We start from the raw sequence: 3,213 nt of genomic DNA on the forward strand, positions 1-3,213 counted from the left end.
CGCTGCAAACGGATCTAATCCGTGCCTCAATCCACAATCAAGAACTCTGTCGCCTCAACATGTAGTCCCGCCGGAACAAAAGGGATAAGCCTTCAATGGAGATGCAGACGATGGCTACATTAAACAAGAGACCGAGCGGCAAGTGGCAGGCCACTGTGCGCAGAGATGGCCGGTCGCAATCTAAGACATTCAGCAAGCGTGCTGACGCCATGAAATGGGCGCGTGAGACCGAGTTGCAGGCAGAGCAAGGCAGTCTACAGCACGCTGGTTGCGATGAAGTTACCAATATGTCCTTTGGGCAAGTGCTTGAACGGTATCGCGATGAGGTGACCAGCACCAAGCGGTGTGCTGACAATGAAACATATGCAATCAACGGTTTCTTACGGTCCTGTCCAAGGCTGGCGGGGATGCAGCTTTTCAAGCTGAGAACCTCCGACTTCATTGCCCACAGAGACCAACGTTCCAAAAAAATGAAACCTGCAACGGTAGTGCGTGAATTGGGTTGGATGCAGCACGCTATCGACATTGCATGCACCGACTGGGGCCAGCGTGTTCATGCAAGCAACCCAGTGAAACAAGTGCGGAGGCCGCGTATCAACAACAGGCGGGAACGTCGGTTGCAGGCGGGTGAATGGCAGGCACTTTTGGAGGCAGTGAACGAAGCCCGACTGCCCCTCATGAAACCGTTGCTCGCGCTGGCGCTGGCGACAGGTATGCGACGTGGTGAGTTGCTCTCGATGGAGTGGAAACATGTGGACTTGGAACGCTGCACAGTCTTTCTGCCTCAGACCAAGAATGGACGTGCCCGCACAGTGCCCCTGAGCCCGACTGCGGTACATGTGCTGGCAAGGTTGCCCCGAAGTGCTGCGCGGTGTGTCCCGCTATCTGGCAACTCTGTACGCTTGGCTTTCGACCGTTTGCGGACGCGCGCAGGGGTCGTCGATCTGACCCTCCATGACATACGGCACGAAGCTGTGTCCCGCTTTGTGGAAAGCGGTCTGTCGTTGGCACAGGTCCAGATGATTAGCGGTCACCGCGATCTGCGTATGTTGATGCGGTACACCCACCTACAAACAGATGATATTGTTGCTAAGTTGCATGCCGTTGATAGTGAGGCGGCGGCATGACTTCTTATAGAAGAAGGACGGCTGTCGCAGCGCTGTTCCTGTATGCGGGCGGTAGTTCGACGGGCGGGTCCGCACCTGCTAGTGGCTAAGCGTTGGATTCAGACGAATAGTCTGGTGATAACTCAGTTCTTCTCAACAGTCGCCGTAAAAAGTAGCTGTGTTGGGGCTGTTTCTTGATAACTGGGTGCAGCTATAGCCATATGCTTTTATGATCTTTATCAGCGTGTTTCTTGAACACTTGCAAACTGCTCCATGGGAATAACAGGCTCTGCCATACCACCCTGTGTTATGTTGTGACCGGAGAACCTTAGGCGCAGCAATGTTAGCATGCTCTCGGATACCGGCCCTCCGATAAGAAACAAGCCGAAGCGTCGCCTGAATTCTTCCCATTGCCGGGAGACAAAGCCATTGCGTCTGGCCTTCGGGGATAGCCATATCCAGTCGAGAATAAATCGGGCACTACTGTTTTTCAGCGGTCGAAAACAAGCTGCACCGATAATTCGAAAGTCGTCGTCGTGAAAAACATATCCCAATGCTTCAGGGTCATACCTGCCCTGAATTTCCCACTGTGGGACGTCATATCCGAACTCGCGCTGGAATACCTTAGCTCGCCAATAGATGGATGTTCTAATCCACTCCGGGGACGTTTTGTCCACCCAAACTATTTCCGGATCGGCACTATATGCTGCTTCAAGTTCCGCTGAAGGCTCGGGGTCCACAGCGTCCATGAAACCGGTGTGTCGATCTTGAAGGTGCCTTTGTTCCTCATTCGGGTTTCCTTCTACAAGAAACCTACCAAGAGACTTGGTCCACTAACGGAGTAAGGTTCGTTCCAAATACGACACGCGGTACAAACGCCTATAGAGATTGCCACACTGCCGTGTATCTATACGACCAGTACCCCAACCCACAGTTGCTTACGTTCTTGGGCTTGGCACGTAATTCCCCCGAGGCGCATCAGTTCTGCAACGCGTATGCATTGACTGAACTCGTGCAGTGGCTGTTCCGTTCTGCTATTAGAGTTGGCGGCCTGAATATGACCAAGCACTCGTATAGGCCAAGGCGCAAGGTGACGCTGTATATGCCCTCCGAGCGCATGCGGAACCTATTGCTGAACTGGCTACTCTATGGGCGAGTGTTCAGCGGGTCAGTCAAGCCCAAGGGGCAAGCGGAGATCGAACGCTTAGCTCGATTGGAGGGTCGGCAAGAGGCGACTGCCGCCTAATGCCGTTGGACATATTCGAGGGGCAAATGCTCCTCACCCGAGAAAAGGCCGCTGCGTGCGGTCTTTCTCGTTTCTGGACTGGACGGATGTGTAAATTCGGACATCTTGCAGAGCGGTACGTGAGCAACCGCCAGTGCGTTCAATGTAATGCTGATAAAACGACTGCCAGAGAGCGTCAGAGGCGGGCCTCAGACCCATCCTACCGGATGTTCAGATCAGTCCAGCTCAGATCGGGACAGGTCCTCAGAGGGCGCGTCAGCCCCTCTCAGGCGGTCGGGTGTTCACATGAAAAGTTGCGGGAACACATGACGGCTCGGTTCACGGAAGGAATGGGCTGGGAACGGTATGGTCAGTGGGAAGTTGATCACATCGTGCCTCTATCGGCAGCCGAGTCATTGGAGAAACTCGTCGAGCTTTGCCATTTCAGCAACCTACAGCCGTTGTGGAAGCGGGACAATCTAATGAAGGGCGGGGCGTAAGCCTCGCCCACCTTTGCCACACCGCATCTGTTTTCTTTGTCTAGATGCACCCACTGGTCCTGCTGAGTGATCGGCCTTGTCCTTGAAACACAATCGGGCGCGGCGGGATTGGCGGGCTATGCTCTTGGCTTGCCGCGTAATTGTCATCGAGATCTTAACTAGTGTTGCTACCAATCAAAAACGACTTCTAGCTCTCTGGCATTAACGCGATGCAGATCTCTTGAGCCGCCTTTGGACGTCAACCAGGCTGGATTCCAGATCAACCGGACAGGCTATCCCTTCTATCAATCAATGGGTGAGCCAAGCCTGCTTCAAAATTTCCAAAATTCCACCTTATTTTGGATTTAAGCCCTTGATCAACGAATGACGATTTGACTGGCGC

Annotated in this window: 2 protein-coding genes; one reads left to right on the plus strand and one right to left on the minus strand. The window is 53.6% G+C overall.

The annotated features are described in order from the left end of the window. Positions 1–95 precede the first annotated feature (95 nt). Complete coding sequence (locus BMX04_RS18785; protein WP_217644528.1) at positions 96–1,127, plus strand: tyrosine-type recombinase/integrase; 1,032 nt, start codon at positions 96–98, stop codon at positions 1,125–1,127. Between the two features lie 218 nt (positions 1,128–1,345). On the opposite strand, the gene BMX04_RS19260 is transcribed toward BMX04_RS18785, so the two are convergent. Then, complete coding sequence (locus BMX04_RS19260; protein WP_139194640.1) at positions 1,346–1,855, minus strand: hypothetical protein; 510 nt, start codon at positions 1,853–1,855, stop codon at positions 1,346–1,348. Positions 1,856–3,213 lie beyond the last annotated feature (1,358 nt).

The sequence above is a fragment of the Roseovarius tolerans genome (genome assembly GCF_900109855.1).
In the GTDB taxonomy this organism is placed as follows: domain Bacteria; phylum Pseudomonadota; class Alphaproteobacteria; order Rhodobacterales; family Rhodobacteraceae; genus Roseovarius; species Roseovarius tolerans.

Coding starts and splice junctions, on each gene's coding strand:
- BMX04_RS19260 (WP_139194640.1), bottom strand. CDS start 1,855: ATGGACGCTGTGGACCCCGAGCCTTCAGCGGAACTTGAAGCAGCATAT.
- BMX04_RS18785 (WP_217644528.1), top strand. CDS start 96: ATGGAGATGCAGACGATGGCTACATTAAACAAGAGACCGAGCGGCAAG.